The 25768-nt window shown below is 56.6% G+C and carries 19 protein-coding genes; 4 read left to right on the top strand and 15 right to left on the bottom strand.

Translation table 11 applies throughout. The annotated features are described in order from the left end of the window. Positions 1 to 59 precede the first annotated feature (59 nt). The gene (locus ABEA92_RS29715) at positions 60 to 338 is read right to left on the bottom strand and encodes a hypothetical protein (RefSeq protein WP_345689226.1); all 279 of its coding nucleotides are present in this window, start codon (positions 336 to 338) and stop codon (positions 60 to 62) included. 329 nt (positions 339 to 667) lie between these two features. On the opposite strand from ABEA92_RS29715, the gene ABEA92_RS29710 reads away from it, so the two are divergent. Next, positions 668 to 1873 carry a hypothetical protein gene (locus ABEA92_RS29710; RefSeq protein ID WP_345689224.1) on the top strand — a complete coding sequence of 402 codons (1206 nt, stop codon included), beginning with the start codon at positions 668 to 670 and terminating at the stop codon, positions 1871 to 1873. Positions 1874 to 2016: 143 nt separating this feature from the next. Here ABEA92_RS29710 and ABEA92_RS29705 read toward each other — a convergent pair whose 3' ends face one another. Next, positions 2017 to 4503, bottom strand: coding sequence for a ComEC/Rec2 family competence protein (locus ABEA92_RS29705; RefSeq protein ID WP_345689222.1), 2487 nt, complete (start codon positions 4501 to 4503; stop codon positions 2017 to 2019). Between the two features lie 262 nt (positions 4504 to 4765). Here ABEA92_RS29705 and ABEA92_RS29700 point away from each other — a divergent pair, with 262 nt between their 5' ends. Continuing rightward, positions 4766 to 6847 carry a prolyl oligopeptidase family serine peptidase gene (locus tag ABEA92_RS29700; protein WP_345689220.1) on the top strand — a complete coding sequence of 694 codons (2082 nt, stop codon included), beginning with the start codon at positions 4766 to 4768 and terminating at the stop codon, positions 6845 to 6847. Positions 6848 to 6896: 49 nt separating this feature from the next. Here the strand turns inward: ABEA92_RS29700 and ABEA92_RS29695 are convergent, their stop codons facing one another. After that, a complete protein-coding gene (locus ABEA92_RS29695; RefSeq protein WP_345689218.1) occupies positions 6897 to 7925 on the bottom strand; it encodes a D-alanine--D-alanine ligase family protein in 1029 nt (342 codons plus the stop codon). Positions 7926 to 7988: 63 nt separating this feature from the next. Next, positions 7989 to 8999 (bottom strand): putative zinc-binding metallopeptidase, encoded by a 1011-nt coding sequence (locus tag ABEA92_RS29690; RefSeq protein WP_345689216.1) that lies wholly within the window; start codon positions 8997 to 8999, stop codon positions 7989 to 7991. Between the two features lie 124 nt (positions 9000 to 9123). On the opposite strand from ABEA92_RS29690, the gene ABEA92_RS29685 reads away from it, so the two are divergent. After that, the gene (locus ABEA92_RS29685) at positions 9124 to 10413 is read left to right on the top strand and encodes a GTPase (RefSeq protein WP_345689214.1); all 1290 of its coding nucleotides are present in this window, start codon (positions 9124 to 9126) and stop codon (positions 10411 to 10413) included. Positions 10414 to 10685: 272 nt separating this feature from the next. Beyond that, positions 10686 to 12692, top strand: a complete 2007-nt coding sequence (locus tag ABEA92_RS29680) for a WD40 repeat domain-containing serine/threonine protein kinase (RefSeq protein WP_345689212.1) — start codon at positions 10686 to 10688, stop codon at positions 12690 to 12692. A gap of 139 nt (positions 12693 to 12831) precedes the next feature. Here the strand turns inward: ABEA92_RS29680 and ABEA92_RS29675 are convergent, their stop codons facing one another. The 11 genes from ABEA92_RS29675 to ABEA92_RS29625 form a co-directional block, all read right to left on the bottom strand. After that, entirely contained in the window at positions 12832 to 13167 is a 336-nt protein-coding gene (locus tag ABEA92_RS29675) for a hypothetical protein (RefSeq protein ID WP_345689210.1), read from the bottom strand. A gap of 50 nt (positions 13168 to 13217) precedes the next feature. Beyond that, entirely contained in the window at positions 13218 to 14027 is an 810-nt protein-coding gene (locus ABEA92_RS29670; RefSeq protein ID WP_345689208.1) for a DUF4198 domain-containing protein, read from the bottom strand. 200 nt (positions 14028 to 14227) lie between these two features. Then, positions 14228 to 15322 (bottom strand): DUF1559 family PulG-like putative transporter, encoded by a 1095-nt coding sequence (locus tag ABEA92_RS29665; protein WP_345689206.1) that lies wholly within the window; start codon positions 15320 to 15322, stop codon positions 14228 to 14230. A 349-nt stretch (positions 15323 to 15671) separates the two neighbouring features. Continuing rightward, entirely contained in the window at positions 15672 to 16319 is a 648-nt protein-coding gene (locus tag ABEA92_RS29660) for a hypothetical protein (protein WP_345689204.1), read from the bottom strand. 181 nt (positions 16320 to 16500) lie between these two features. Beyond that, positions 16501 to 18135 (bottom strand): peptide chain release factor 3, encoded by a 1635-nt coding sequence (locus ABEA92_RS29655; protein ID WP_345689202.1) that lies wholly within the window; start codon positions 18133 to 18135, stop codon positions 16501 to 16503. A 427-nt stretch (positions 18136 to 18562) separates the two neighbouring features. After that, positions 18563 to 19177, bottom strand: a complete 615-nt coding sequence (locus ABEA92_RS29650; protein ID WP_345689200.1) for a nucleotidyltransferase family protein — start codon at positions 19175 to 19177, stop codon at positions 18563 to 18565. Beyond that, positions 19174 to 20328: an XdhC family protein gene (locus tag ABEA92_RS29645; protein WP_345689198.1), complete on the bottom strand. Its 1155-nt coding sequence runs from the start codon at positions 20326 to 20328 to the stop codon at positions 19174 to 19176. Before ABEA92_RS29645 ends, ABEA92_RS29650 begins: the two co-directional genes overlap by 4 nt. Next, on the bottom strand, positions 20325 to 22562 hold the full coding sequence (locus ABEA92_RS29640; protein ID WP_345689196.1) for a xanthine dehydrogenase family protein molybdopterin-binding subunit: 2238 nt from the start codon (positions 22560 to 22562) through the stop codon (positions 20325 to 20327). Before ABEA92_RS29640 ends, ABEA92_RS29645 begins: the two co-directional genes overlap by 4 nt. Continuing rightward, positions 22559 to 23608: an FAD binding domain-containing protein gene (locus tag ABEA92_RS29635; protein ID WP_345689194.1), complete on the bottom strand. Its 1050-nt coding sequence runs from the start codon at positions 23606 to 23608 to the stop codon at positions 22559 to 22561. The genes ABEA92_RS29640 and ABEA92_RS29635 overlap by 4 nt, the downstream gene beginning before the upstream one ends. Continuing rightward, complete coding sequence (locus tag ABEA92_RS29630; RefSeq protein WP_345689192.1) at positions 23605 to 24294, bottom strand: (2Fe-2S)-binding protein; 690 nt, start codon at positions 24292 to 24294, stop codon at positions 23605 to 23607. The genes ABEA92_RS29635 and ABEA92_RS29630 overlap by 4 nt, the downstream gene beginning before the upstream one ends. Before the next feature lie 113 nt (positions 24295 to 24407). Further along, positions 24408 to 25712 (bottom strand): aldose 1-epimerase family protein, encoded by a 1305-nt coding sequence (locus ABEA92_RS29625; RefSeq protein ID WP_345689191.1) that lies wholly within the window; start codon positions 25710 to 25712, stop codon positions 24408 to 24410. Between the last annotated feature and the right edge of the window lie 56 nt (positions 25713 to 25768).

The following is a 25768-nucleotide window of genomic DNA, read 5'->3' as shown; positions in this document are numbered from 1 at the left end:
TCGGTACGGCAGAAAGATTAGTGCGACAGAAAGATTTTCAAGACGAGGTAACGCGTGCTTCATTCTTCTGCCTTCATCTTTTTGTCAATCATTTTTTTGCCGGAGTTTTGGTCCTCAGGGGACGCTGCGATTTGTTGGACACGTGGTTGCCAATTCGCGTCGTCGGTTTTGCATACTTCGATTGCTGTCGCCGCTACCGCGGCTAGGTTGGTGTCGTTGGTGCCCGAAACCCCACGCTGCCGCGTGGGGCTAAGTGCTGCCGCCGCTACCGCGGCTTTTGTGCGTTGCCCATTCGCGTCGATTGGCGTGATTCGCGGGTGAATTTCGCGAAGTGACACTTGGCCGGCGAATCAGACGAATTTGCAGGGATCTCAAGATGGGTTGACGTCGCGTCGGACAAGCACCTTCGTCGGATCGGAGGTCATTCGGTGATCCAGCGGGCGGTCATGGAGTGCGACTGAAGTGCGCACTCGAGTTGCGGCCGATTGGTCTTGAGCGACTTGACGCCCAAATCTATATCCTGCGGCCATTTTGCCGGCTATCGGTTTTTTCCTGAATTTTATTGTCGATGCCAGTCGCATTGGTGCGGCCAGATTCTCTATATTGCAGCTTGTGTTTTTTGAGTCATCTGAAGTGCCGCGGAACGAATTGTTGGAGAGTAGCTGTGTTGTTTCGACCGATTGCGTTCGTGTTGGCGTTCGTTTTTGTAAGTGCAGCGTCTGCGGCGGAGTTGCAGTTTGACGGACTTGTGGATGACACGGGGCGACAATGGTTGATCGGCAAGCCGGCTGTCATTCAATTGATCAGCGGAACGGTCGTGGGTGACGTCGAGGTCGTGGGCTTCATCAAAGACCCTCGATCCGACGCGATCCGGTTTTTTCAGTACCAGGACGGCAAACGCAAGCCGAAGATCAAGGCCACGGACGTGTATCGTCTGTTGATCGGCGGACGACCCTACTCGTTTCGCTACCATCGACCCTCGGGCGGCGTTCACCTGATTGACCTGGGCAAGGCGCAGACGGATGCCGAGGCCCGCATTACCGATAGCAACAAGACGCTTCGCGACCCGCAAACGGACGAAGAAATCAGAGAGGCGGTTGGCGATCAGATTGTCATTTTCAACGACGCTCGCAAATCGTTGGCACCGGTCAACTTGAGTTTCGCGGAAACCGACTTTTGTCTGCTGTTGACCGATTTTCCTCAACAGGCAGCGGATCAGGTTGCCGAGCAAGTCGATGTGATGTGCCAACAAATGAATAGTGTCTTTGGGCTGCCCAAAAGTGCAAACATTTGGCAAGGCAAGATGATGGTGGCGGTGTTTAGCCGACGGGAGCTGTTTGGCAAGTTCGAGTCGGATGTCTTGAACAATCCGAACTTTGGAACGAGTACGACGATCTATCATCACAATCGCCAGCGTTTTTTGGTTGCGACGTACCGTGAGAAACTTGATGCTTCGGTTGCGTCGACCATCTCGTGGAGCATGGCGGCCGGGTACATCGATCGCTACCGTTCCGATGTCAAGCTTCCGCGTTGGGTCCACTCCGGTCTGCAAGACATGTTGCATCGTGTCATGTTCCCTGATCCGAAAAGAGATGCCGCCGCGAGAAACACGGCAGCCACTCGGCTGAGACGCACCGGAAGTCTGCTTGGCATCTTGCAGGCGACGGAACTTGATGACGAGCGTGAAATTTTGGCAAAACTACTGGTGATCCACCTCGTCGAAGCCGATCCAAAAGCGTTCAGCCAATTCTTTGAAGACTTGAAATTGGGTCACAAGTGGGACGCCGCACTGATGGCAAATTATGGGGCGACCCCGGAAGCCTTCGCCGCCGACTTTGGACGACGGATGGGCGTGCCCAATCTGACCCCGTAACGCGGCGGTGATGGCCAGACAGGATCATGGCCCATCGGCAAATTACGGCATTCACGTCTCGTAGCTACGCTCGCCCGAGCGTGGTTGGTTGCCGCCCAATACGAATCACCACCTTCTGGCGAAGGTAGCTAGGAGATAACGCTTTACCATGGTGATTGCTTCCAAGACCGCACTTCGATCTTGCCGTCTTCGTGGATGCGGACTCGTACGGCACCGACTTCGGCCGTCACGTGAACTCCGGCGCCGGTCGTATCTAGCATGGCTCGTACCGCCGGCTTTCTTGCTCGTTTCCCGCCGCTGACGATCACTTCGGCGGGACGCGACCACTGCAGGATTGATTCGGCATTCATTGTCAAACTGCCGTGATGCGGCGCCATCAACACGCCGCCCGGCGGCGGTCGCTGTTGATTGATTAGCGTTTCGGTCCCTGGCGGCTCGAGATCGCCGGGAAGCAACAACGTCTTTCCGCCACCATCGATTCGTAATACCAAGCTGTTCGCGTTGTCGTTGCCACCGATTCGCTGTGGCGGCGGATGCAGGATCGACATTGGCAGCGCGAGTGCGGGGATTTGCAGTGACTCGAACGCTTCGATCACCGGCACGTTCGCTTTTGCGATGGCCAATCGCGTGGGTACCAGCCCGACTTCGTTTTGTGCAAGCATCCCGGGAGGCGTGATGATGCGATCGACCGCGAAGCGTCGCAATACTCCGGGGATCGCGTTGTAGTGATCCGAATCGGCATGCGACAAAAAGATCGCATCCAATCGTGTCACTCCGATCGACCACAGCGTCGCATCAATATCACGACTGCTGCCGGTCTGGTTCGCCATTCGGCCGCAGTCGTATAGATACACACGCCCTGCGTCGTCTCGCATGACTACGCTTGTGCCGTGACCGACATCGACAAACGTCGCTTCAAGCGTTCCATTTTCGATTGGCGCCGCGGTGGTCGCCATCATCCACGCGGCCACCATCCAAATGAGGATCCAGCTATAACGAAATCGCGAGCTGGCGCGGCTTGGTGGCCGGAAAAGTGAGCCGACCATGACCAGATAGAACACGGCCACACTCCATGCCGGCGGCGACGGCAACCAAAAATGTCCGTAGGGAATTTCAGCCGCAATCCCAATGATTTGCCGCATGCATTGCAGCCCGACGCCACACAAATAACCAGGCAAACCTGCTGCGGCGGCCCAGACCCACCCCACCACCACCGTGGCGACACCACAGGCCAATGACCAAAATAGAAATGGACTCAAAATCACATTGGTCACGACGCTGACGAACGAGACTACATGAAATTGGTGCCACACCAGTGGGATGCTGATCGCGGTCACACAGCCGCTGTACCAAACCATCCTTGCAAGCCATTGCCATGCGATCCGCCCGTAGCGAACCCAAGTTGGTTTCGACGACTGCAGCAGTGCATCGAGTTGCTGCTCGTTTTCGATCGCTTGATCCACCGCATGAGACTCGGTGATCGTGCGGGCGCCACACAGGAACAGCGTCGCGACGGCAAGAAACGACAATTGGACGCCAACATGAAATAAATTTTCAGGGTTGATCGCCAACAACATCAGTGCTGCGAGTGACAAGGTGTTGATCGGCTGCGCCGGACGCCGGAACCACAGCGAGCACATCAGCATTCCGACCAACACTGCCGCACGCATCACGGGTGGACGGCCTCCGGTGATCGCAGTGTACAAGCAGCATACCAACAACACCCAAACGATCTTGGCACCGAAGGGAAACCGCAGCAACATCGCCACCCAGCTAGCCAACACGATCACGATCGCAAGGTGCAATCCGCTGACGCTCAACAAATGAGCGGTCCCGGTGACCAGCAACCGATCACGGGTTTCGGGATCGACAAAATCACGTTGTCCGATCACTAGCGCGACCGCCAATGGACCCGAAGCCTCGCCGGTGTGCTGCAACAGAAGCTCGCGGCTCTCGGTGGCGATGATGGCAATCCCGCGATCAAAATCCCACCGTCGTCCGATCGCTTCGATCTGCGTTTCGCGAGCAACGTCGATGCGGGCGTGGATGCCGCGGCGACGGTACACCGGCCGCAGGTCGTTTTCGCCGGGATTGGTAGGAGCGACGATCTTTGCCAGTGCGCCATGGGCTCGAATCACGTCGCCGGGCAGCCGATGATCGAGGCGACCGCTGCACACGGCCATCGCGCGGCCACTACACGGAACAAAGTCGTCTCCGATGCGAATCCGTGTGGTTGTCAATTCCAACACCGATTGCCAGGGCGATTGATCGCGTCCACGCGCAGAATCGGCTAGCGGATTGCGGCGAACGACCACAGGCCGATCGATCATGCCTTCGACAATCGCCGGTTCGGGATACTCCGATGCGTAGTGCCCGATGGATGCGGTTTGATAGGCAAAGTCGTTGTAACCATGCCACAGCCCTGCAAGCGAGGCGATGGCCAACACCACGGCGACCCGTTTGGTGACCGCAGTGGGAAACGCAAACAGCAGGCATGCGGCGATCGCAACGCCCCCCCACAGCATGGAGCGTAGCTGGAACTCGAGCGACAGCCCTGCGTCCATTGCGATCCCGATTGCCGCGGCGATGGCCAGTAGCAACAGGGGGTGTCGCGGCCAGAAGTCCGCCATCGGATGGCGGGGTTTGCGATCATGTGTCGCACCCGATACCGCATCCAAAGCTGGTCCCCCTTTTCTTTCGGCACGAAAAATCGAGTACGATAGCCAAGCCGAAGCGTCCGATTTTCGATTTCTCAATCCCCTCAGTCTATCACATCCAATGTTACACCCCTTCAAATGGCCACGGTTTCCGGTGTTAACACTGGCAGCATCCACGGCCACATTCACGCTGATCAGCTCACTGTTCCTCTCAGGGCTCACTACCGACTTTGCCATGGCACAAGAATCAACCACGCTGACGACATCTCAACGCACGATGCAGTACCCCGAAACCAAGACGGTCGATGTCACCGATGACTACCACGGGCATCGTGTCGCCGACCCTTATCGATGGTTAGAGGACACCGAGAGCGAGGAGACCGCCGCGTGGGTGGAAGCTCAAAACAAAGTCACTCAGGCGTACCTGCAATCGCTACCCGAGCGTGAGTCGATGCGAGCAAGGCTGGAAAAACTGTGGAATTACGAACGATTCGGTCTGCCCAGTCACAAAGGCGACTACTACATCTACTCGCACAACAACGGGTTGCAGAACCAAAGCGTCCTCTACAAGGCCGATTCGCTCGAAGCCGAGCGTCAAGTGCTGATCGATCCCAACAAGCTCAGCGAAGATGGCACCGTTGCTCTCGGGTCCACCATCACCAGCAAAGATGGGAAACTTCTCGCGTATTCCTTGGCCGACGGCGGTAGCGACTGGCGAACTTGGAAAGTCCGAGACGTGGCGACCGGGAACGATCTGGACGACATCGTTCGCTGGAGCAAGTTTAGCGGTATCGCTTGGATGCCGGACAGCAGTGGATTCTTTTACGCTCGCTACACCGCTCCGGTCGAAGGCCAAGAATTGACCGGCACTAACGAGAATCAACGGTTGTATTTTCACCGCCTAGGTGACGACCAATCCAAAGACACGTTGATCCTCGAGCGGCCCGATGAACCGAAATGGGGATTTTCGCCGGTGGTTACCGATGATGGCCGCTATCTGGTCATCCACAACTGGAAGGGCAGCGAGCCGAAATCACAAGTCTTCATCAAAGATTTGACTGATCCCGATGCCACCGTCGAACCGTTTATCACCGGTTTTGATGCCGAGTATGATTGGATCGCATCCGTTGATGCGACGCACTATTTTGTGACCGATAACGACGCTCCGAAACGCCGTTTGATTGCAGTCAACGTTGGCAAGGCGGATCGCGAGCACTGGAAAGAGGTGATTCCGGAGTCCGACGATGTGCTGGAATCGGCGAGTTTGTTCGGTGAAACGTTTTATCTGAGTTATCTAAAAGACGCTCGTAGCCGTGTGGCTCGCTATTCGATCGAAGGCGACTTTGTGGACGATTTGCCACTTCCCGGAGTGGGCAGCGTCAGCGGTTTCGGCGGTCGCCAAGATGCAACCGAGACGTTCTTTGATTTTACCAATTACGTGACGCCCGGTGAAATTTATCGCGTCGATCTGGCCACCGGAGCAACCTCGTTGTGGCGACGTCCTGAAACGCCAATTCAAGTCGATGATTACGTCACCGAACAGTTGTTTGCGACCAGCAAGGATGGGACGCAGGTGCCCGTGATTGTTACCCGACATCGCGATACCAAATTGGACGGTTCCAATCGTACGCTGCTGTATGCCTACGGCGGTTTCAATATCTCGCTGACTCCCGCGTTTTCTCCTGCCAATGCCGCGTGGATCGAAAACGGAGGGATTTATGCGGTGGCAAACCTCCGCGGCGGAGGCGAATATGGTCGCGAGTGGCACGAAGCCGGCATGCGGCTGAACAAGCAAAATGTGTTTGATGACTTTATCGCTGCGGCGGAACATTTGATCGACAAAGGCTACACACGATCGAGCCGATTGGCGGTGCGTGGCGGCAGTAACGGTGGACTGTTGGTCGGTGCCGTGATGACGCAGCGTCCCGATCTGTTCGGGGCTTGTTTACCGGCGGTCGGTGTGATGGACATGTTGCGATTTCACAAGTTCACGATCGGATGGGCTTGGGCGACCGAGTATGGCAGCAGTGACGAAGCGGACCAGATCGAAAACCTGCTTTCGTATTCGCCGCTCCATAATTTGAAACCGGGCACTTGTTATCCCGCCACACTGATCACAACGGCTGATCGCGACGACCGCGTGGTGCCGGGACACAGTTTCAAATTCGCCGCCGCGCTGCAAGCGGCGCAGGCCTGTGAGAATCCCACGCTGATTCGGATCGAAACGCGAGCGGGGCACGGTGCGGGCACGCCGGTCAGCAAGCGGATCGACGAGTACGCCGATTTATGGGCGTTTTTGCTCGAGAATTTGCAGTAGACCTTGTAGCGACGTGATCCGTTCCCATGCGTCGATCGCATGGGGCGGGTCAAACCGTCATCCACGCGGCCTTGTACCGCAGCCCTAGGTTCAAGATTTTTTGCAGCAACATCTCGTACGTCATTCCCATCGTCTCGGCGGATTCCGAGAAATCTTCGCCGTATTCGATGTTCGGGTTCGCGTTGGCTTCGATCACAAAGATTTCGCCTTTGTCGGTCATTCGCAAATCCATTCGCGCGTAGCCGCTCATGTTTAGCGCTCGATAGACTCGTTTGCACAGACGAGAGATCTTCTGTTTCGTGGCGTCGTCAAGATTCTTGGCTTCCTCGGTGGTGATGCCATGTTTCTCTTGGTATTTATGATTCCACTTGACCTGCCGAGTCGCGATTTTGGCGATGTCATCAGGCATCTTGGTGAACAGCATTTCCCAGGGGGGAAAGGTTTGCAAGCGGTTGTTGCCGATCACGCCGACGTACAGCTCACGGCCTTCGATGTACTGTTCGGCCATTGCATCGTCGTTCGTCTTGTCATGGATGAATTTGACGCGTTCCACCAGCGCTTCGTCGTTATGGACAATCGAAGCCTGGGCGATCCCAAACGAGGCGTCCTCGATCGCCGATTTCACAAACAGTGGAAACGACAACTTTTTAGGACGATGAATTGTGCGGCCCGCCGGAAAAACGGCAAATCGAGGCGTTGGAATGCGATGATACGTCAACACCTTTTTCGATAACGCCTTGTCCTTGCTGAGCAGCAAGCCGCGTGGATTGCATCCGGTATAGGGCTGCTGCATCAGTTCCAGATAGCTGATCACGGCAAAGTCATAGGTGACGACTCCGTGGAATTCTTCCAGCATCATGAAGGTGATGTCGGGCTTGAACTCTTTCAACGCTTCGCGGATCGGCGTCAGATCATCGTACACTCCGATCGGAAGCACCTCGTGGCCAAGGTGACGCAGCGTATCACAGACGTCAAATTCGGCTTTCCAGTCATCCAGTTCTTTTTCGCCCACGCCGTCAAGCGTCAGCGGCGGAACGTGACCGTCACGAACAAGCACCAAGATCCGTAGCGAGCTCATGATCTCGCTCCGTTTGCTGAGGCTCCGCAATGGGGACGCGGGGATAATTCGCGGGAATGATTGCTACATCGCAACACGATGCCGTCCTTCGTGTAAAAAGTTGGTGGTTCGCACTGCGACCAAGATCATGGCGTCCCGTTTGACTTGTTCGATGGCCCCGCCAAGTCGTAGATTCAATTCACGACATCGTTCGATCATTTCTTGGATCACTTGATCGATCGTGTAGGTGTATTCGCCGGTCCAGTGGGCCACGATTGTGCGGAGTTCGTTGCGAATTCGGCTCAGGAACGCGGCGGCGGTCACATTGCGTCGATGTTCTTCGTCCGACGAAAACAGTTTGCGAAGGTCCGCATCATAGATACTTGGGTAATCGACGCCGTAGTGTTCCCGTTTTCGCTGATAATGGGTGCGCAGTGTTTTTCGCAGCCGGCTGACCGGATCGATCGTTTTGCGGTTGTACACCAACGGTCGTTTTCCACGAATTGACTTCATGAACTCGTCGACAAATTCCAGTTTTTCGATTGCGGGCCAGTTGCGATATTGTGTCCGCCAGCGGGAGCCCGGTCGCAACCAAACCGCGAACGTCTCGGCAAAATCCTCAAGCGGATGGGCCTGAGCGTACCACATATCCAGGTGCAGGACGTAATCGCGACTCGACGGCGTCGGTTGGTAGTAATCGGGGTAGGGTTCCGCGGGGCTGCCAAAAAGTTCGCGATAACGTGCTTTTCGGCGGATGCGAAACGCGGTATCAATCGCGTGCCCCGCCTCGTGACGCAGTATTTTCATGCACCAGGCGTGCGTGCCTCCTTCGACTTCCAACAGCTGTTTTCGTTCGAGCCGGGCCAATCGGGGGTGGGCCAAATAGAACGGAATGGCGATCCCGGGAATCCCGTCGGGCGAATACCAATCGTCGCTGAGCCAGCAGTGAGGCCGAAAATTTAACCCCCGACTCGCCAATTCTTGGTTCAGCTGCTCAATTCGTTTCTGTAGAGGCGTGTCTCGAATCGAGAGTTTCAAGTCGCATATCCGCATATCCAGCAGCCGTTTATCGCTTAGCTTGGATAGGTTTGGCATCGTCGAGAGTTTTGGCTCTGGTTTTGCCATTTCACCGTGTATGCAATGAAGCAAATGAAAAAGAATCGAAACGAAGAGTTTGCGTCAGTTTATTCAACTCGTCAGATTTGTTACCCCTAAAAAGATGTCTTCTAAAAAAAACAGCAACGAGGACAAGGCTAATTCGCGCAAGACGTTAGCGTCGGACTCGACCGTGTGCACGCAGTTTACGGGCAGCGGACGGTCAGCGATCGCGGTGATTGGGGTGGCGGGACCAGACGCACGCTGCGGCGTGATGCAGTGTTTCACGGCGGCATCGTCTCGTGAAATGAAACCTCATGAGATCCGTTATGGCGATTGGCATGGACCCAAAAACCGCAGCGGCAACCCGTCCGCTACGGCATCGATCGCCAGCGAATCGATCGTCGTGATCCTGCGTCACGAAGCGCTGTGGGAAATCCATTGTCACGGCGGTTCCGCCGCGATCGACCGCATCATGCTCGATCTGAATGAGGTCGGGATCACGTCGGTCGATCACCAGGATTGGCCGTACCCTTGGTTCGCGGCGACAGCGGACAGTAAGCCAGAATCGCGGTTGGTCCGTGAAGCGACGGAGGTGTTGACCCACTGCCAAACGGTGCGAACCGCCGCCGTGGCGATGGATCAAGTCCGTGGGGCGATGCACGATTGGGCGTCCCGATGGCTCAATGTCGCTGATCGCTCCGCGATCTTGCGGGCGGCTGACAAGTCGGCTGGCGATGATGGGACGCAAGACGAGGGGACGCCACTGGACATCGACGACCTGCATCGCGAGGTTCAAGCGATTTTGGCTTACGCGGCGATCGGGGTGCGGTTGACGGCTCCGTTTCGTGTCGTGCTGTCAGGCCGTCCGAACGTCGGGAAAAGCAGTCTGATCAACGCGATTTTGGGGTACGACCGCAGCATCGCGACCGCAATGGCTGGCACGACGCGTGACGTCTTGCACGCCGAGACCGTGATTGACGGGCTGCCGATTCGGCTGACCGATACCGCCGGGATCCACGACAGCGGCGAGTCGATCGAACGTGAAGGGATCAGCCGAGCGATGCGAGAAGCTAGCGCTGCGGATCTGGTGCTCGCCATCCAAACGCCTGACACCCCTGCGATTGCCGATCCGACATCGCAGGTGCCACGAATCGACGTGCTCAACAAAAGCGATTTGCTAACGACACCGCCGCCCGAGACCGATTGGATTCAAACCATTGCGACGACGGGCGAGGGGATCGATCGGTTGCTCAGCGAGATTGCCAATCGACTTGCTGGTACGTTTCCGCCTGCGAAATCTCCGGTCCCGCTGAACGAGCGTCAGGTGCGGTGCCTTGAGTCGCTGCTGGATACGTCCGAGCCAATGCGGTTAGCCGCCACGCTGAAAGAACTGCTCGACGGGCCATCGTAGCGAAAGCGGTTATCGGCTTGTTGATTTAGTGAAGATTCCTGCAGCAAGGGGGGATGATGGACTTCCTGTTCCTCACCCCCTCTCGAGCTGGTGAACGCCTGGAAAAACGGGTGTTTTCGGCAAACCCCCACTTCAATTGGTCGCGTCAAAGAGCGAAAGTGTGGCTCACGAAATGGACACCGGCTGCACCTTTTGTTCAAAGCATTGCCATTGCGCGTACTACCCATCCGCTGCTCCGCAGTGAACCACTGCACCCTAGGGCGTTTGTCATAATGAATCCTCAGCATCCCTCCTGTGACTTGGATGAAGTGGCTGGTGATTTCTCGGAGGACTCGGGGCTATCGGTGAAACATACCTCTGGGAGCGATCTGCCGCAGTGGTTGACCGGGCACCCACGCTATCGAGTGCTGCGAAAGATCGGTGCGGGCGGCATGGGGGACGTTTACTTGGCGATGCATCTGGTTTTGAATCGGACCGTCGCGCTGAAGGTGATCCGTCGCAATGGGCGCGGTCAACCTCAGGGCGAGCGACGCTTTCGGCGTGAGATGCAGGCGATAGCACGCTTGTCGCACCCCAACATTGTCACCGCCTATGACGCGGAGCCGATGGGGGAAATGACCGTGCTTGTGATGGAGTATCTCGAGGGAGAAACGTTATCCGAGTATCTTGGTCGAGCGGGCGGTTGTTCTCTGTCGGAAGCAAACGCCATGATAAAACAAGTGGCTTCTGCGTTGGGTCACGCACATCAACGAGGCTTGATTCATCGCGACGTCAAGCCGCAGAACATCATTCGGGGCACCGATGGGAAGGTGAAAGTCCTCGACTTTGGATTGTCTCAGATGTGTTCCTTCGGTGATGACGAAGACGACCTTTCCGATGGGACATTGTGCGATTCAGAGACTTACAAAGACGAAACAGACGTCCACGAAACGTCAACATTGACGAGTCCCGGTAGCTGTATCGGCACACCCGAGTTTCGCTCGCCCGAACAAACCGCGGGGGCTGCCGTCGACCTTCGTTCGGATCTCTATGGCTTGGGCGCCGTTTATTCGTACCTGTTGTTAGGACGAGAGGCGAGTCGGATGTTGCGAGCGGCGTTTGCGACCGGCCACGGCGATACCGCGATGGATGAAATGGGCGTGGCCAAGTCCGCCGCCATCATCCTGCGAAAAACGTTGGCCACCGATCCGAGTGAGCGTTATTGCTCGGCTGCGGAGTTCATTGCCGCATTGAATCAACTGCATGCTCCAGAATCCATGCTAACTCGGCGACGAATTGGTGGTGCCGCTGGACTGGCGTGCACGATCGGCCTTCTGTTGGTCATCGTGTTTTTGTTCAATCGCGGCGGTGAAGCCACGCACGCGGCGGCCTCTTCGGATTTCGAAAACGCATCCGATGCTCGAGAACCCGTGATCGCGTGGCCTGGCGCCAATGTATACGTCACCGATTTTTCCCCTGATGGTCGATCCATCTTAGGAGCCGGCGATGCGGGAATGCGGGTGTGGGATATTGATTCACGAAAACTCATTCACGAGTACCGTGGTCATGACGGCTATGTGAATGCGGCGGCATTCAGCCCAGATGGAAAGATCATTCTCTCAGGCGGTTGGCACGACAAAACCGTCGTTGTCTGGGATTCTCAGACGCACCAGGAATTGCTTCGTTTATCGGGCCACAGCGGAGGAGTCACGCGAGTGGATGCATCGGAGGACGGGCGTTATTTACTGTCGGCCAGCGATGACCATACGCTTCGCGTTTGGGACCGGAGTTCTGGTGAATTGGTCTCGGTACTGCGAGGGCATTCGCGAGTGTGCGGAGGTCAATTCAGCAGCGATAGCACACAGGTGTTGTCGTTCAGTCACGATGGCACGGCTCGGCTGTGGGATGCTGAAACGGGCGAGGCCACTCATGAATTTGTGGGGCATCAAGGCCGGCTTGCCGGTTGTGAATTCGGCAATGTACCTGGAACCGTGATCACATGGAGCTATGACAAGAGTCTGCGAGTTTGGGACATCGAAAGCCAGCGAGAGCTCTCGCAGCGCGATCTTTGGCCCGATTCGCCGGAACCGCCGCAAGCGGTTCAAGTTTTCCCGCAACACAACCTAATCTTGTCCAATCACGGGCTTCCGTCGTTATGGATCACCCCACTTGACCGCGGCACCATCGGTTCTCGCCAATTGGCGAAGAACACGCTGCGTGGTTTTTCGATTCGCAGCGACGGGCGATTGGCGGCCGCAGGCGTCTATCACGGCGGCGTCCATCTGTACGAATTACCGTAACCGCCAGTAGGCCGGATCGCAGTGGAGCGAAGCTCCGGCATAGCGACGGTATTGAATTCAACACCATGTTCGCGTCCGCCGGATCGGCGTCACTTGATCCGGCGTGCAGTGACATCGAGATCACTCGGGTGCATCGAGATCACTCGGGGATCTCGGTGTTGGCGATGACTTCGTCCGAGGACGCATCGAAGTGGTTGCGGCACGCTTCGCTGCATAGATGTGCGGTGTATCCGTGCACTTCCGAAGTGAGCTGGTCGCTACCGTCCATGCCAAGTTTGCAGACGTAGCACTTTTCGATCACATGATCTTCGGTGCCATCAAGCAGGTCGGCTTTTTGCAGGGCAACGAGCGTCGCTTCGCTGGCGGGCTCGGTCGTCGTCAGTGGCTCTGGGGTGGTCGCGGGGTCGGTGTTCTCGCCACAGCCTAGGACTGCGATCGAAAGCGTCAATGCCGCGAGAAAGAAAACTCGTTTCATCGTTTTTTCCTTGAGTCAAAAAATGGAGTTTTACTATGCGTCGCGTCGTTTCACTTGTGATTGGCAACGCGGTGTGAATTGGGAACATCGATGGTGATCGTCGATGCATAGCTTGTGAATTCATAGTCGTCGCTCCGCTCGTCCATCGCGGTGTAGTGGGCGACGATCAAATGACGATTGCCGGTCTTGGGAACAAACGTCACCATGCCGTCACTGTCGCTGCGAAATTCGTACTCGGAATCAAATTCGCCGGCCAATTCAGTCCCCTCGGGGATGAACGCGACCACCGCATCAGCGAGCGGTTCGCCTTGGTGCAGTACCTGAACCGTGATCGGGCTGCCGGCGACGGTTTCGCTAAACGGACACGTTTGCATAACCAATTCAAGCGGCAATCCGAGTGGTTTTTGATGGACATGGCGATCCACTGTCGCTGAGTCGAGCGAGTCGGAAACGAGAAAATAGGTCTTGGCGGTGCGAATGCTGCGGATCGATTTGCCGTGGTTCATCACGCGATCAAGTGACTCGACGACACAGTGAACGCCTGGCTCGTGAACCGCCAACGGGGTGGTCCAGTAACCTTCTTTTTCAGCCGATGCCGTTGCAAACATTTTACCCTTGATGTCGGTTCGCTGCCCACCGGGCGCGATGTGGTCAAGTGAAACCCAATCCAGGGTAATTCGGCCGGCAAGTTTAAAATCACGGTGGTGGTTGCCGTGATTGCCAAGCCGAAGGTCAACGTAAACGTTTTCACCGGTCCGCACGATCGGTGTGTGGGTGTTGACCCAAACGTCGTGCGCCGACGCCGTGGAGGTGATCACGAGCAAACCGATCAACGACAAACTTTGTAGTGAGCGAATCATCAAAAATTCCTTCGAGTGGAAAGGGAGAGGGGAGGGAGTTAAGAGGAATGGTGTCGGCGTCTCCAGTCGGGGCCGATTTCGAGCAGGATCGCGTGAAATGCATGTTCCGGAGGGAATGAATCCCAAATTGCGTTTGCGATCGCGGTCTGCAAAGTGGGGTGAGGATTCGCGAACGTTTGCGAATTCACCAAATAGCATGATTAAAGCTCCACCATGACTTCGTGGCCGTTGCGGGTACCCAGGGCACGCCAAACATCCAAGTGGATGCTCTCGGTAACAAAGCCGACGCTGCCGTCGCAGCGAGCAGCATGAACGCCACCGGGGTGGTTGCTGCGAACGCCAAACACGCCCCAACCGCAGCTCTGCATATCCGGAATCCCACTTTGCGGCGGGTGATAGTGCGTGTAACCCGTCCAGTACTCACGGCCATTGATCCAGCCCGCGCCGCGTTGTCCGGACCATCCGCGATGCAGACTGCTGGCGCGCGTGTAGGCTTCCATCAAATTGGGATCCTCAGGCAAAACGTAGCCTGTCATTCCTGGTTCCGACGGTGGCATTGTCCGGCTGATAAAGGCACAGGTCACGTCGAACATCGTGCGTCGCCGCATCGAGTCAATCGTCGGCTCGCTGGGGGACTGTTCGAGCTGGCCAAGCAGATGTTCGGAAAATGCCGCGGTGTTACTCAATCCGTCAATAATCGCTTCAAAACCAACGTTGGCATTGATCCACGATACGCCGTCGGTGGGAAGCCGCGTGTCGTACAGCGTGCCGACGCCGGTGCCGGTGTTCATCGCGTAGTTGGTACCGGCATAGGCTTGGGTGGGGCCACTTCCTGACAGCGAGGTCACGTAAAACGTTTGGTCATTGGCTTCGCTTGGGCACGTCAGCGTGGGGATTGCGGTGGCCGCTGCGGTATCGTGAGGGGCGACCAATTGGCCGGGGCAGCATCCGACATGCAGCGGCCGATCGAAATGGATCATGTCCAACATGTTGCCTTGTTCGTAAAACGGTGCCATCTGAGCGAACACCGAAAAGTTGCCTGCCGTGCTGGTGCCGTTCGTGTAGTTGGTCGGCAATTTGCGGTGCGAGCTTTCGTAGTTGTGCATCGCCAGCGTGATTTGTTTCAGGTTGTTGCTGCACTGCATCCGCCGGGCGGCTTCGCGAGCCGATTGCACGGCGGGCAACAGCAGCCCGACAAGAACACCGATGATGGCAATCACGACGAGTAGTTCGACCAGGGTGAATCCACGTCGGGCCGGTTTGGGTATGGGGGGAAATGAGAGGATCGAGGGCATTTTGGAAGTCCGTTGTGATGGGGTTCGGGTGGGCGCAGACTGCTAGCCAGCACGCGGCAGGCAGTTGTCGCGAAGGAAGGGCGATGGTATTTGCATCCGGGCATTGCATTCGGGAGTCGTAAGTCGCTGTCGCGCCAGCGGCGAAGACCACACTGGTGTGAGGAGCGAGCCTTCAAACACTAACGCGGCAGCGGTGATTTCTGCGTACTCCGAGAATTCCACGCACAGCGGAACGATCGGACGCGCAGCAACGAGTCGAATTGCAATCGGAACAGGGGGGGAAGAGGCCTTTATCGCACGCAGGGCCTGGAAAGCCGCACTTTGCGTGAAGGCACTGGGGACGCAGGCGTTAGGGCACCGGCGGTTCCGGAGAAAGTGTGATCGTAATCGCGTGCTGATGGCCGATCACGAAGCGGAACAGCAGCAGCGGAGTGCAGCAGGCGAGCGTTGGCGGACGGGTTGGGGGCACCGCACTCGAAAAGATCGACCAAAGTAAATCGATACCGTGACAGCCCGCAGCATCCTCGAGCCGAACGAGCCGTGTTTTCGGCGGCAATTCGGGGCTAGGATCCTGGTCCGCCGCAGTGGCAGGCTTCGCCGCACATTTCGCCGATGCACCTGAGCAACAGCCGCACGCGGTCGCGGATTTGGACGGGGAGGTTTCGCTTTTCACCAGCGAAAGATCAAGGGATTTGCGAGTCCGAGCGATCAAAAATGCAGGAGGTTGGACGTTGTTTTCGGCCGCCCATTGCAATTTTTCGGCGTCACTGTGGCAGCAGCATTTGTCCCAACAATACTCGGCCGTCGAGCAACCGCAGGGGCAATTTTCACAAGGAAATCGCCCGGTTTTCTCGGAAAGAGGAGCGGAGATGGGCAATCCCGTCATTCCACAGGCCAACACAATCAACAGCGTGACGCTGATGATTCGTTTGAGCGTGTTCGATTGAGGGGAATGAAAGAAAAACAAAGCGGGCTCAAAGCCTCTAAGGCGTGCCAAAGTTCGGCTCGCTCCTCACGCCTGAGATTCTACACGCCGCCGAGGCAAAGTAAATCAGCAACCGGCGGCGAATTTGTGCGACTTGCTGCCGCATCGCCGGAGTGTCAGGTGTCGCGATCGCGAAGTCATCAATCAGTTCGTCCCAATGGACGGTTCGGTCGTGGGTGGATCAGTGGACGGATCAGTGTGACGTTGCCACACGCATTTCCTGGAATTGTATATCGGGATTGGCACGATGCAGTGCTTTGACATCCCATTCGGACTGTAGCAATACAGCGTCATGACCAAATTGGTCCAGTGCGAGTTTGCCAGAGTAGGGGAGTCGGATTTTTGCTTTTTGCTCGGGCGTGGCGTTAAACCAGCGGACCAATTTGTACGGCCGCCAACTCAGCGACGTGGGAGCGTTGTACTCGGATTCCAGACGATAGCGGACGACATCGAACTGCAGTTCACCAACGGCGGCCAACAAGTTTTCGCGACGTTTGGTGTGGGCGTCATGAAAGACTTGAATCGCCCCTTCTTCGATCAGCTGTTTCAGCCCGCGGTCGAATTGTTTCCGCCGAGCGGTATCGGTGCAATCCAACACGGCAAAGAACTCGGGTGAGAACTGGGGCAATCCCTCTTGGTGGACAATCTCATTTTGGCATAGCGTGTCGCCGAGTCGGAATTCGCCGGGGCAAACCAATCCAATGATGTCTCCCGGGTAAGCCTCGTCGATCGTTTGGCGGTCTTGGCCGAAGATGCGAAAGGCGCGAGCCAGCCGAATCTTCTTCATCGATCTCGCGATTGTCACTTCCATGTCGCGCTCGAACATGCCACTGCAAACTCGCAAAAACGCCACGCGGTCACGATGCCGTGGATCGAGGTTCGCTTGGATCTTGAAAATGAATCCCGAGAAGTTGGGCGAAGGAGGCTCGGTCGCGTTACGAGATCCCGGCGGTGGGCATAGTTTGAGGAATCCATGCAAGAAGTGTTCGATCCCAAAATTGGTCAACGCACTACCAAAGAATACCGGCGTTTGCGCACCGCTAAGAAATTGACTCTGCTCTAGCGAGGCTCCGGCCATTCGCACCAATTCCACCTCTTCGCCGGTGGCGTCAATGAGATCCGAGCTGATCGCTGGTTCAACCGTTTCCAAATCCGACCAGGAGACCACTTTTGACGAGATGCGACGATTGGCACGATGTTCATCAAACAGGTGAACCGAATCATCATGCAGGTCGATGAAGCCGCGGAAGTCTTCGCCGCTGCCCAGCGGCCAGTTCTGTGGCACCGGTTCGATCGAAAATTTTCGTTCAATCTCGTCGATGATTTCCAGAGGCGAACGACCGCGACGGTCGACCTTGTTAACAAACGTCAACACGGGGATCTTTCGCAGCGCACAAACGCGGAACAGTTTTTCCGTTTGAGCCTCGATCCCCTTGGCCAAGTCGATCACCATCACGGCAGCATCGGCGGCCATCAGCGTGCGATAGGTGTCTTCGCTAAAGTCATGGTGACCGGGGGTGTCCAGCAGATTGATTTGGGCTCCGGCAAACTCGAACGTCAAAGCGGTCGAGCTTACCGAGATTCCCCGCTCCTGCTCCATTTCCATCCAGTCGGATTTTGCAGTCCGCTCGGATTTCCGTCCCCGAACTGCGCCGGCGATCTCGATCGAGTTGCCAAACAGCAGTAGCTTTTCGGTCAATGTCGTCTTGCCCGCATCGGGGTGCGAGATGATAGCAAACGTCCGTCTCCGCAAACGCTGTGTTTCAATTTCAGCAATCGACGAAGGCGATTTGTCGGCGGTGGCGGGGCGGGTGGGCAGAGTGCTCATAATGGAACTTAAGTCGTAGAAGACAGGCGTTGCGTGGAGAGCCACTTGTGGCGTCGTCCCTCACTTCCTGGTCGAGCGGTAAAGCAGGCAGGTCCGATCAAGTGAAAGGACACGGAAGAAGAAGCACAGCGTTCGAGAGTGACTGTCGAGTAAGGTGACAATCGGACGGCGATGTTCGCACTGCATTGCAGTGGTTCGCCGTCGGCATTCGTGCTAAGGGGGAGTGGTCATGCAGAAAAGGTAACTTCTTAGTGGCCTAGCGGCAACGGGACATTCCGGATTCGCAGCGTCCGGTTCACATTCACAGGGGCGTAAAAAATGGGGGGGCTCAGGCCTCGGGGCGGGCGACGGTTCACAAACCGGACTTGGGATGTCAAGCCACTAGCGAGCGTCGTGGAACGTATCAAAAGTCCGTCATGGGGGACCGTTAGCCTTGTCCGCTACGGAGGGAACGCCGACGCAAATGGATTTCATCTTGCGGCGAATCGATGTCACAAGCCGCGGCGGGGCACTGCAGCAGATGCACCTTGTCCGGTGGCTGAGTGCGGAGCCAGTTTTTGGCACCTTGATCTCCGTGAAGCTCCAGCAAACGCAAGATGGCGGCGCTAAAGCATGCCGGCACGCCAGCCCCCGAGGGATACTGCGTGGCGGAACTGGCAAAGTCGCCGCTTATGACGGTGTCGATCAAGGCGGCGTAGTGTTCGGTGTCAATCGCGGGTTGGTCGCACAACGCGATCAGAATCGCGTCATGTTCGCTCCATTGAGACTGCAGTTCGTGAATCGCCAAACGCAAGCTGGTCGATTGTCCGTCGCGCCAATCTTCGTTGCGCAGCCAGCGGACCGGCGGATATTCATCCGTGTTCACACTGGCGATAATGGCATCTTGATGAGCACCGACGACCACGGCGATTTGCTCGACTCCGGCCGCGGCGATTGTTTGGATCACATGCGTTAGCAGGTTACCATCACCCCAGCGGATGAGCTGTTTCGGGTGGCCCAAGCGTGTTGAGCCGCCTGCGGCAAGAATGATTGCATGCTTCACGGCGACGTCACTGTGGCGAGTCGCACGAGTTCAGCCGGTTCGTGCAGCGGTTGGTTGCGACGATGCAAAATGCCGCCGTCACGTTCACTTTCGATTGCGATCAATTCAGCCACGATCGAGATCGAGATCTCTTCGGGTGAGACCGCACCGATGTCCAAACCGATGGGGCTGCGGATGCGATCAATCTCGGTTTCGCTGAGTACGCGTCCTTGTTCGTGAAGCCGTTGGACCAAGCCCGCAAGTCGACGTTTGGGGCCAAGTAAACCAATGTATCGACTTTGAGAATCAAGCAGTTTTGGCAACAGTTTGACATCGCCTTCGAAATCGTGAGTCATCACGACGATATCCGTTCGCACGTGAATGCTTAATCGCTCGCACTCCTTTGCGGGGTCATTGCAACGCACGTCGATCCGGCCATCGGGGACAAGGTTTGCAAAGCGGTCTCGGTGGGCGAGTTCCGCACGTTTGCCGATCACGGTAACTCGCCAACCGAGCTGGGCCGCGGCGCGGACCAACGGAATGGCGTCGTCGCCGGCGCCAAACACCACCAATTCACGAGGTGGACGCAGGATTTCGACGGCGGTTTCGACTTCGTTGCCGTTGCGATCTCGATACATCAGTACTCGGTTGCGGTGCGATCCGAGCCATTCTCGCTCGCATTCGCTATCGATTGTCAATCCAGGACGTGAAACAAAACGTTGGTCCGCCATTTCGACCCACATGTCACCCACGTCGTGCTCGGCACTATTGCTGCGGTAAACCGTCAACAGCCTTGCGATCAATCCGTCTTCTTCAACACAATCAAGCACGTCGATGGCGATGGTGTCATCCGCTGTCACGCGTTGGCACAACACGTACACGACACCCTCGCATCCAGTGTTGTAGCGCGTCGCAGTGACCGAATTGCCACGGGTGTCAAACGCGAGTAATCGCGGCCCAGATTGGGTCGCTGACCAGACGCGTCGACAGAGATCTTTCTCGAGGCATCCTCCGCTGACAAATCCACATCGCTGGCCCGATTCCGTCAACAGCAGTCTCGCACCGGGCCGTCCATACCCGCTGCCGTCAAGTCGAACCACGGTGCATAGAACGCACGATTGCCCTTCCGCGATCGCATCACGGGCAAGTTGAATGAGATGACGTGTATTCAAACCATCACCTTTTCGGGGGTAATGGGAAGACTGCGGATTCGTTTGCCCGTGGCGTGGTGCACGGCGTTCGCGACCGCAGCGGCAACACCGGTGATCGAGATTTCGCCGATTCCTTTCGCTCCGATGGGCGAGGCATCGTAATCGGCAGTATCAATCCACATGATGTCAATTTCGGGAATGTCGGCGTTGACCGGGATATGGTACTCGGCCAGATTGTCGTTCGTGATCCGTCCCAAGCGATGGTCCCAGTGAGTCGCTTCCTGCAGCGCATGACCAATTCCCATAATCATCCCACCGATAAACTGGCTGCGTCCCGTTTTCTTATTCAAAATGGTACCGCAGGAGTAACACCCCAACATTCGCCGCATTCGTACCAAGCCAAGCTCTTCATCGACAGCGACTTCGACAAACGTTGCCCCGAACGAATGCTTCGAGAAAGCGGAGTCCTTTGACGCTTTCAGTTCTCCCATCGCGCTGACCGACTCCTTCATCGCGTCAGAGAGCAAATCTTCGATTGCGATTGATCCCTTTGGGCTGACCAACGCTCCATTTTTAAAACGAACCTCGTCGACTTTGACGCCGGACAACGCCGAATCCGATGGGGCGAGTCCTATCAATCGACTTTTCAGCTTTTCGACCGCATCACGAATCGCACCGCCGACGCTTGCCGTGGTCGCGCTGCCGCCCGAGATGCCGCCTTTGGGTAACACGGTATCGCCAAGCTCCATCGAAACTCGCGATGCAGGCACGTCCAACATATCGGCAAGCAACTGGCTCTGGGCGGTTCGGGTTCCCGTTCCGATCTCTTGCGAGCAGCAGTCAATTCTGACACGACCGTCCGCATGCACGGTCACGCGAACTTTGGTTGGAAAGGTAAAGTAAGGATAAGTGGCCGCTGCGACTCCTTGTCCGATCAACCAGTTGCCCTCGCTTTGGCTGCGAGGGGCAGGATCGCGATCATTCCATCCGAAACGCTTCGCCCCCGCATCCAAGCACTGCAGAAGCAAGCGACTGCTAAATGGTTTGCCCGAGTGGATATCCTTTTCGGGTTCGTTGCGGCGACGCAGTTCAATCGGATCGATTTTCAGTTCTTGGGCCAGTTCGTCGATCGCCGATTCCAAGGCAAACATTCCAGGCGTCTCCGCGGGCGCTCGCATGAATGTCGGCATTTGCGAGTTCAGGCGACATTGTTTCTGGTCCAGTCGCAAATGGTCCGTGTCGTACATCATCCGCGTCACCATCGTGAAGGCTTCGCTGTACGTGTCTTTGATCGCAGTGGAGGCATAGCCGTCGTGAATGATCGAATGAATTTTTCCATCCTTGTTGGCCCCGATCGCTACACGCTGGCGGATTGGCGTGCGATGACCTGTTCCGCCATACAGTTGACTTCGCGTGACGACGCACTTGCAGGGCTGGTCCGTCAGTTTCGCTGCGAAACATGCGAGCAACGCGTGGGGCCACATCAAGCCCTTGGATCCAAACGCACCGCCGACGTATTTGCAGATCACGCGAACTTGCTTTGGATCGATGCCAAATACTTTGGCGTAACTCGTTTGTGCCGCCGACAAACTTTGCGAGGTTTCGTAAACGGTCAAGAACGGTTTGTTGTTTTGGGTGGTCCAGTGCGCGATCGCCGCATGCATTTCGATTGGATTGTGATGGTTGCCAATCAATGGGTATTCGTGATCAACCACCACCTCACTTTCTTGCAATGCCTGTTCCGCGTCACCGATGGTGATCACCGCCGGCGCCCCCATCAGTTTTTCTGGACGTTCGTCCGCTTGCGCTTGATCGATATCCGTGACGTGCGGTTTGGTTTCGTATTTTAATTTCACTTGTAGCGCCGCATCACGCGCTGCGGTGAATGATTCCGCCACGACGGCGGCCATGTATTGCCCTGCGTGAAACACCTCTTTCTCAGCGGCGGGAAACAGCGAAGAAGCCACCGTGGTGGCAAAATTGGTTTCCGAGCCGGATTGGACCCGCGTAAACTCAGGCACATTTTCGGGCGTGATGACCAGCCGCACTCCGGACATCTTTTCTGCGTCGCTTGAGTCAATCTCGCGAACCGTGCCGTGCGGGATCGTCGACGGAACCGCGACGACGTGCAACATGTTTTCGATTGGCCACTCGGCTGTGAACGTGGCCGTGCCCGTGACTTTCTCGCGGCCGCTGACTCGGACAAGTGGTTTTCCAACCGGACCCTGCAAATCTAAGCTCGTATAATTCGTCACTGCACACCTCGTCCGTGTTGCATTGCCCAAAGTTCTTGATCGTTAAGTGGTCCGTGGTCGCGGAGGATTTTTAAGGCTCGAACAAGCGTCCTTTTAGCGAGCCGGACTTTGTATTGTGTTCCTGGTGGCGGGTTCGCGTTGGCCAGCGCGGCGTCGGCCGCTCGCTCGAAGGTGTTGTCCGTGGCGGGTTGACCGATTAACGCGTTTTCCGCTTCGGGGCTATGCCAGGGAATCGAACCCAGTCCTCCAAGACCAACGTTGGCCGTTTTGATCGTTGCCGAGCTTCCATCGCCGTCAAGTTCGATACCGACCGACGCGCTAGCCAACGCAAATGCATAGCTGCTACGCTCGCGGACTTTTAAGTAGATGCTGTTTCGCAGGGTGGCCGAAATCGGCAGCTCAATCGCGGTAATCACTTCGCCGCGATCCAGTGCCGTTGAATACTGGAATTCCGTTTTGTTTGGCAGATGGTAGAAAGACCTTGCATCGATTGTTCGGTCGCCCTCGCGACCCGTTACCCGCACTTGTCCTGCGAAGGCGACCAAGGTGACGGCAAAGTCACCGGGGTAGACGCCGACAAGCCGGCCGTTATTGCCGAGGACCGCCATCATCGAGGTTTCGACCCCGGGCGTGTCAAACTTCAATTCCGCGTCTCCCTCGGGATTGAGCGGCATGTCGGGATGGCGAAAGTAGGTGCAACGTGTTCGCTGCAGTAGATTGCCGCCGAGCGTTGCCATGTTTCGGATTTGGGGCGACGCCGCCAAAATCAGCGATTGACGCACTGCCGCGAGCGAGTCTTTGACAGCCTCGTCGTCGGCAAGTTGGCTCATCGTGCAACCGGCCCCGATCACAAGTTTCGATTGTTGCACCGAGACGCTGTCGTCTAACAGCGGCTTGACGAAGCTAAGCCGAGAAGGCGTCAGCACGTTGAGTTTCATCAAGTCTAGCAACGTCGTGCCGCCACCGAGCAGCATCGTTCCTTCGGCTTGCAGTTGTCGTCCCGCTTCAGCAATGGACGCAGGACGCTCGAACTGGAATGGAATCATGACTGCTCCTTCGATGTGGAAGAGTCCGATGAGGATGCATCCGAAATCACGACAACGCCGGAGGCGGGATCGCTTTCCGGTTCACTGCCGGCGACTTGGCGGACGGCCGCTAGGATGTTGGGATAAGCACTGCAGCGGCACAAGTTTCCGCTCATCCATTCGCGGGTCTCCTCGCTCGATCCAGTCGCATGGCCTTCGTCGACACAAGCGATGCCCGACATGATTTGTCCCGGCGTGCAATAACCGCACTGATAGGCATCGCAGCGTAAGAACGCTTGTTGCATTGGATGCAGATTTTCGCCGCTGGCCACTCCTTCGATCGTCTTGATCTCGGTTTGGTCGACCGTGGCAGCCAAGGTTAGGCAGGACAGCACGCGTCGACCATTGATGTGAACCGTGCACGCGCCACAAGCTCCATGATCGCAGCCCTTCTTTGTTCCGAAGTGCTGCAGATCCTCGCGAAGCAGGTCCACCAGCGTGGTGCGAGCGTCGATCGTCACTTTTTTGGATTTACCGTTCAGCTTGAACTGAATGGTGACAGTTGGTCGATTGGCGGTCACATCGACATCGGTTGTCGTCTCAGCGGCCACCGCCGCGTTCGCTTCGCTGAGGACCACCGAAGTAGCCGACGCCACTCCAACATTCTTGAGAAATTCGCGGCGTTTGACTTCAGTGCGATCGGGCATAGCAGGATCCGGTGCCGATTGAGATAAGAGCTTCAAGTGGCGTCCCCAGCGAAGCAAGTTACGCGCCAATGTCTTAATTGGCGGTCTCTCTCGGCGTTCCCGCGGATTGCTGGCTACGGCGACGGCAGCGTGGGCGATTTCTCTTCCAGCACCACCGAGGCCGTTTGCAATGTTCGGATTTCGGCTTCCATTTTGTTCACCGCTTCGGCCCCGCTGTGGAAACCGTACTCCAATTCAAAACGGCGTGATTGGCCGGGGGCAAGTTTGGGCACGCGGCCAAAATGGCGTTCGATGTTGCGATTAAATGGGAATCCGGTGCCCGGTTCGATTCCGGTCACGTAACCATCCGCTTCGGCGGCGGTGTTCTTCCAAATCGTCAAGTAAGGCAACTGTGACGTATTCCATGCGACCGAGGCTGCTTGGTCGCCGGCGGCGTTGACCAGCATTGTTTGGGTGCGTCCGCTCGCGTCCGCGATCGGATACACCAAATAGACCTCTTCGATGAACCCTTTGGTCGGAGCTTGGTAGCTTGCATATTGATCGATCGATTTCGCGGCGTTCTCGTTCATCGGTTCGACCTTCTCGGCTGCGACCACGGTGCGAGCGTTTTTCTCTAACAGCGGCGTGCCAAAATTGGTGTGATAGATCAGCTGGAATTCTTGCTCGTCAGCACCGTGATTGACCAACGTGTCGGTGATCCGCAAGGACGGCTCGCCCGGAACTACCGAAATCTCGGTGATCAACTCGAGTTTCGGACCGTAGAACATTCGTTCGTTGACGATGCCTTGCAGCCGGATGCGATGAGGAGCTTCGCGATCGACCGTGACGGTGACCTTTGACGCGGGAATGTTTCCGATCTTGCCGTGCAGCGTCAGATCCATCTCGACCTTGTCGCCCACGTTGTTGGTGAACACGTCCTTGCCGGGATGTCCGGCGTACTCCAATCCGCAGCGAACCATCCACTCGTTGAATCCTTCCAACCATCCAAGGCCGCCTCGGCTTTCGAGATTGATGTATTGCGGATGAATCACCTCTTTGACGGGCGAGTCCCAACCGAACCGTGCGGCTGTGGAATCAGGTTCATTCGAGTTCGCTTTTTTGGTGACTCGCAACACACTCATGCCTCGCGTCGGAACCACGACGATTTCCAGGACACCGTTATCGATCGTGACCAGTTCGCAGCCCTCCTGTTTGCCTCCGTGCAGTGTCGTTTTTTCAACGGACCATGCAGGTGAATTCTGCGGCAACACGTCAGCGAAGTCTTTGGATGTGATTCGCAAACTCTCGGTTCGCGTGTTCGTTTCAGTGTCAGTTAGAACGATCACGTGATCACCGCCGCTGTTGTCTTGGGCCAATCCCACCGTGGCCACACCACTGCATGCGATCACGGCTAGGAGGAAATGGAAACGATAGAACATGGGTCAGCTCGCCTTTGTGCAGTCTATGGAGTATTTTGGGGTCCAGCGTAATCGAA

The organism is Novipirellula caenicola, from assembly GCF_039545035.1.
In the GTDB taxonomy this organism is placed as follows: domain Bacteria; phylum Planctomycetota; class Planctomycetia; order Pirellulales; family Pirellulaceae; genus Novipirellula; species Novipirellula caenicola.
This window is presented reverse-complemented; position numbering and strand designations above follow the sequence as displayed.